Here is a 5,598-nt window from a genome sequence, read left to right on the forward strand (position 1 = left end):
TCGCTTGGCATCCGCGTAGTCGCTGCTCCCCTCATTCCCATCGGACGCATTCATCGCCATATCGCGCGGGTCCAGATAGCCTTCGAATGCGGATTCTGCAAAAGGACCTGCCAGACACGCAACTATCTCCCGGATCGCATCATCGCGTTCCAAACATCGATCCATATCGTCCTCGAAAATCGGCTTTCGCTTCGAGGTGAATCCTTGCGCTGAATAAAAACCCGCGCCTTCGACAACACCACCGCACTCTCCGTCACCGACGTCGGGGTAAATACTAACACTTGAGAAAGCAGGGAGTTCACGGTCGTCGTCGAACGTCTGACGGTGCAAAACGATGGCGGCCACCGCGTGCCCGGCTTCGTGATGCGCCACAAGCGGCAGATATTGGGAGGCTACATTCATGCGGTGCGGCTCTCAGGTCTAGTTTGCTTTTGCGCATAGGACCGCAATTGTCGTGCCAACTGGGAAAATCGTTTCGGGCAATGCGATCGCTCCGATAGCGTTGCGTCTCCTGTCTGACATTGTTGGGAAGTCGACACGCGCCCGTCGCAATGCGGTCGACCTTCCGCGCGAGTGGGGTGACCCGTGAAGGCGGCCGACCAGGACGATGTTGCGCTGATCGGCGACGAAGGCGCGGCCGGGCGAGATCGCGCATCAGGGGGTGACCGGCGTGTCGGCGAAGTCGAAGTCGTCGATGTCCTTGGCCAGCGGCAACTTGGCGACAGCGAACTGGTATTTGATGGAGCGGGCCTGCTTCTCCGATATCTCGGCCTGCAAGAGATCACCGACAATCCTGGGCGGCTCGTGCCGTCGCTTGATGGCGACGCACCCATGATCTCGTCATAGGCTCTGCGCATTCCGTAGAGCTTCAGCGCTCCCATCAGTTCCAGTACCTCGGTGCGTTCCATGGCTGTTTGTCCTCCTGAGACTGTCATAGCGGGTGCAGTCGGCGACCGCTCGTGAGCTAGCTTCAGCGCTTGGGGAATGGAAAGGATCGTGCCCGGCGCCGGATCGCGGCTGCGGGCCAGGATGTTGAGGATCACCGGCGCCGACGATGCACCGTGCTCGATGGCTTCCTGACAGGCGGCCTCGACCGCGCTCAATCCGTCGGTCAGCACCCAGGTGAGGATCAACACCATCTGCCGGTCGACGTCATCAACCGCCTTGAGCTGCGCCGCACCTTCTCCATTGCCGACCGCACGACCCAGCCAAGGAACGGCGCGCGCCGTGTGCCAGGGATCGTAGACGACCTCGTTGCGGCCAAAGGAGCGAACGTGTTCTCCCACGACCACGCCATCCTCTGGCGGATGCGATCCGATCGACATAAGCATGGATCTCGATGGGCCGACCGACGGCACTCGACAGCACCGAGTATTTGTTGTTGTCGAAGCGCACCGTGCAGGTCTTCGACACCGACGGGGGAATGCAATGGAAGCCGTCGAAGCGACCGGCAGCCGCTCCCGCTGCGGCTTGGCCGCATTCGCCGACAGCAGCCGGTCCCGCGTCTCACGCCGAGCTCCCATGCGGGGATAGGGCTGGTGCTTGCGCTCGTAGCGGAACTGCGTCTGCTCAGAACGCAGGACCTTGCGCACCACCTTGCGCGAGATCTTCAGCTCACGGCAGATCGCTTTGATCGACTTCCCCTGGACCAGCGACAGCCGACGTATCTTTGCAATCGTCTCTAAAACCAACATCCAAAACACAAATGCCTCCGATCAAGCCGGAGGCATCTTGATGACCCCATCGTTAAGGGGTCCCGTTTGGACGAAAATCACCCTTTAAACAGGGTCCCCATTCCACGAAAAATCAATGCACTACCTTCCAAAGCTGCGAGAGATCGCCACCGACCGCTTTGAAGGGGCTTTCGGCGGTCTCGTCAGCGAGGTTGTGGCATGAAGAAACATCAATCCACAGCATTGGGCCGAAGCATGCCACGGGCTCATGCCGCGGGAGAGCGGGAAGATATTCTTGAAAGAAGCGGTCTCCGACATCAATACCGACAGGATGGGCAGCTTTCTCACATCACTTGAGGTCGAGCGTGGCAGTTGCGACCCGCAATGCAAGGCTGGCGGCGATGCATGCCTTTGCGCGGTTCCTGATTTCGGAGCACCCCGAATATTAGGATACGCTGCAACTGGTGGTGACACTTCCCTTCAAGAGGGCGCGTGGGTGGCACCTGTCGAATATCTCGATGAGCCCGGAAATCAAGAGCGTCCTGGCGCGTATCGACCGCCGCACGCCTTCTGGACAGCGGGATTACGCTCTGTTTTCGCTGATGTTCAATACGGATGCACGAGTTCAGGGATCCTGAATCTTCGATTGTGACCTTCGTCTGGTATACCGCCCTGTCCCGCCGAGCAAAGCAACGACCGCCCCACACTGCTCACCCGGTTCGGTGTTCGATACTTGCTGCGCACACATGGCTGCGGGCGAAGGAACCACCATGGCGGAAAAGAGCATCCATCATCGCCCTTTGCGGGACACGACGGCCATCCACCTCGTCAAGGCGGGTGTTGACATCGCCACCATCAGTCGATGGCCAGGCCACTCGGGCTGAACTAACGATGCGCTACGCCCAGGCCGGTATCGATATGAAGCGGCAAGCGCTCGAACAAGTCTTCCCCGACGTGATGTCATCGGCAAAAGATCAGACGATCATCGCTTTGATGGCTGGATGTTTGGCTGGCTGCACCGCTTGTAGACGCTCAGTTATGTGGAGTTGTATCGCGGGAAGTCGCGCGTCTTGGGCTTTTGCGGTGTCAGCTCAACATCTCTCCGCAGTGCACGTTGTCACTGTTGAAGAGCCGTTTGTTCAATCTTCGTCCTGGCACGGCAAGGGTTGTCCATATTGTGGCGTCTTGCGCTTGCCGAGCTTGTCCGAAATCCAGCGCCGGATCAGGCGTGAACACTGTTGCGTAGTTCGTCAGCCAGAGCGCGGAGAACGTCGGCGCTTCCTTCCAGCGCCGTAAAAGCGTAGGGATTGAGGAACTGTCGGCCCCAGAACAGATTCCGATCTATGCCGGATAGCGTAGCTTCCTCGCTGACACGCGGCCAATTCTCCGCAATGCATCGGAGCTGGCCTTCAACAATCGCAAGAGCTTCCGGCGCGCTGAGCAGGAAGTGATGCGCCGCTTCAAGGCAGGACGCTATCCGGCTCATGCGGTTATTGCCGCTGATGAGCATGGCCTGGCTGGCCTCCTGGCCACTGCGGGCCTGCGGACAAATATCGTACGCAGGCGTGAGGGTGAGCTTAGCGCCGTCCCAGAATGCCGCATGGTTGCGGGCATGATCGTCGGTGTTGCCGCAAAGTATGTTGAAGACAATGCGGCTGAACAACTCGCGCAGAGTTTCCGACGGCGCGGTGAATCGGTGGCGAATGATCTCCGCCAAATCCTGGTAGCTGGCGTAACGCGCCATCATCTCATCGAGCGCGAGCATCGTCAGCGCTGAGACCATGGATTTGCGTTGCCAGCCGCCCGTGACCTTGATCCGGTCGAATCGCTCGACGAGCAACACGTCGTTGCCTGCGGCGCGAACGAGCGAGACGGATGCCGCTCTGATGCCGCACAAGGCGGCAAGCCGCATGGCTATGAATTCTCCTTTGACGACGCTGTAAAGGTCGGCAGACGAGGAAAATTTCGCGACATGCTTGACGGCGTCATCCTCGATCAGCGCCTTTGGCCTTGCGCCGCCGATCGAGCTGCCGTGATGCAGCGCCTGATCTAATTCGGGGGTGAGCGGAATACCTTTCTCTACCCGCTCCGCCGATTGGACAAGCTCTTCGAGAGTGGCATTGGCCAGTGCGCGCGGCTCGTAATGCGTGGGCGAAAACTGAAAATCGAGCGCGCCGATGCGGTCCGAGCCTGATTCCAGCAAGAACGTCAGTTCTGAAATATCGAGCCGCGCGATTTCATCGCCCTTCACACCGAATTTGCGGTTTAGGATAACCCGTCGTCCCCAGGCATCAGGGGCAGCATCGCGGATGCATCCCGGCATGGTTAGGCCAGGAAGCAAAGGCAATTCGCCTGCCTTCAGGGGCAGTTCCGGGAGATAAAGCGGGATCGCGCTGCCCAGTTCACGAAAGCTCCTGCCATAGTTGAAGCTGACGAGTCCGTCATGGGCATATAGCCGCCCGGCGACAACCGGCGCGGTCTCGCCCGGCAGCCAGACCCAGACATAGGCTTCGTCGTACTTGGGGACCTTAGAACTCATCGACGATCTGCTTGCTGGCCTTGTAGACGTGCTTCGGCAGCAGCGCGATGCGATCGTCCATGCGGCCTGTGAGGGCTGTGATGCCCTTGCCGTCGGCATCGAACAGCTTCACACCGACAATGGCAGCAGCTTCGAACATCAGTCCGATTTCGACTTTGGGATCGCCCTTCTCGATGCGCTGCAGGGTGCTGCGTGAAACACCGATTCTCTCGGCTAACTCCTGTGCGGTTAACCGGTGCTGCATCCGGCCAAGCCGGATGGTCTTACCGAAAAGGCCAAGCGCTTCCATCGCGTAGCGCGAATAGGTGCGTTTATACGTTGCCTTCATTCGGGTCTCTGTGACCTATGCATGATCCATATCGCCTTCTTTCGAACTTTATATAGGTAATGTCACAGAGCGACTGCCAAAGTCAAGACTCCGTATCGCAAGCGTTACCCATCCGAACGAGGAAGGCGGATATTGCCTACGGCTCCTGCACAACCGGCCAGCTCTGCGCCCCTCGGGCGAGGCGGAGATCTGGCGCTGGATCGCGGACAGCCTTGAGACGCCTCGCATGAGTCATTCATGGGCGGTCCCTGGTGCGAGGCCGCGGCGCTCGACTGCTGGCCGACATTCTCGGTGGCGGGACCCGCAGCCGGCTACACCAGCACTTTTCGACCGCATACGCGCCCAGCTTCTCTCCGAAATCATTGCCAATGAGCGCGAACCTCATGCGATCGCCGAGCTGGCCTGGCGGCGCGGAATCTACGGCACGCATCCGTATTCGAGACCGCCCAAGGGAGCCTGACTAGCGTAACGCCCTCCGATCTAAGCGCCTTCCACAAAGCCGCTTTCGCACGCGACGGGCTGCATGTGGCGGTCGTAGGCGACATAGATGCCAAGCCCTGAGAGTAAGGCTCTACCAGCTGTTCGGCGATTTGCCTCAGAAACTGGCGCTTGCCGGCGCGAACCAGTGGTATCGCGAGGGCGAGCACGCCGAGCGCTTTTCCTCCGCCCTCCACTGACCACAGACCCGCACGCAACGAAGCCGCGCTCGATCTTATTGTGGCGTGGCTAGGTGCAATGTTTGCTCTCGCCATCAGGCCGGCTTTCCCGATGGCGTGGTCAACCTGATCTATGCGTCCGAAGGTGATCGCGTGGGCCGTGAACTCTGCACCAATTTCAAGATTCGAAAGATCAGCTTTACCGGTTCGAACGAGGCCGGACGGCTGCTGATGCGTCAGTGCTCTGACCAGATCAAGAAGGTCAGCCTTGAAACCGGCGGCAATGCACCTTTCATCATCTTCGATGATGCCGACATTGACGGTGCTGTTGACGGTGCGGTCCAGGCGAAGTTCCGCAATGCCGGCCAGACCTGCGTTTCCGCGAACCGCATTTACGTCCAA

At 59.4% G+C, this 5,598-nt stretch carries 4 protein-coding genes and 3 pseudogenes; 2 read left to right on the plus strand and 5 right to left on the minus strand.

Annotated elements, in window-relative coordinates:
• From EOD15_RS27370 to EOD15_RS37005, 3 genes and pseudogenes are all read right to left on the minus strand, one after another.
• Positions 1 to 402, minus strand: a 402-nt coding sequence (locus EOD15_RS27370) for a hypothetical protein (RefSeq protein ID WP_135897788.1), incomplete at its 3' end; no start/stop codon positions are given.
• A gap of 192 nt (positions 403 to 594) precedes the next feature.
• Positions 595 to 908: pseudogene (locus EOD15_RS27375) on the minus strand (ATP-binding protein); the annotation flags it as partial.
• Positions 909 to 918: 10 nt separating this feature from the next.
• Positions 919 to 1,452, minus strand: a pseudogene (locus EOD15_RS37005) (IS21 family transposase); the annotation flags it as partial.
• Positions 1,453 to 1,968: 516 nt separating this feature from the next.
• On the opposite strand from EOD15_RS37005, the gene EOD15_RS35580 reads away from it, so the two are divergent.
• Positions 1,969 to 2,325: a hypothetical protein gene (locus tag EOD15_RS35580; protein ID WP_127309514.1), complete on the plus strand. Its 357-nt coding sequence runs from the start codon at positions 1,969 to 1,971 to the stop codon at positions 2,323 to 2,325.
• 570 nt (positions 2,326 to 2,895) lie between these two features.
• Here the strand turns inward: EOD15_RS35580 and EOD15_RS27385 are convergent.
• Positions 2,896 to 4,212, minus strand: coding sequence for a HipA domain-containing protein (locus EOD15_RS27385; RefSeq protein ID WP_127206482.1), 1,317 nt, complete (start codon positions 4,210 to 4,212; stop codon positions 2,896 to 2,898).
• On the minus strand, positions 4,202 to 4,540 hold the full coding sequence (locus tag EOD15_RS27390; RefSeq protein ID WP_236383572.1) for a helix-turn-helix transcriptional regulator: 339 nt from the start codon (positions 4,538 to 4,540) through the stop codon (positions 4,202 to 4,204). Before EOD15_RS27390 ends, EOD15_RS27385 begins: the two co-directional genes overlap by 11 nt.
• A gap of 749 nt (positions 4,541 to 5,289) precedes the next feature.
• On the opposite strand from EOD15_RS27390, the pseudogene EOD15_RS27400 reads away from it, so the two are divergent.
• Positions 5,290 to 5,598: pseudogene (locus EOD15_RS27400) on the plus strand (aldehyde dehydrogenase family protein); the annotation flags it as partial.

It is taken from the genome of Mesorhizobium sp. M7A.T.Ca.US.000.02.2.1 (assembly GCF_003996995.1).
Taxonomy (GTDB): Bacteria; Pseudomonadota; Alphaproteobacteria; order Rhizobiales; family Rhizobiaceae; genus Mesorhizobium.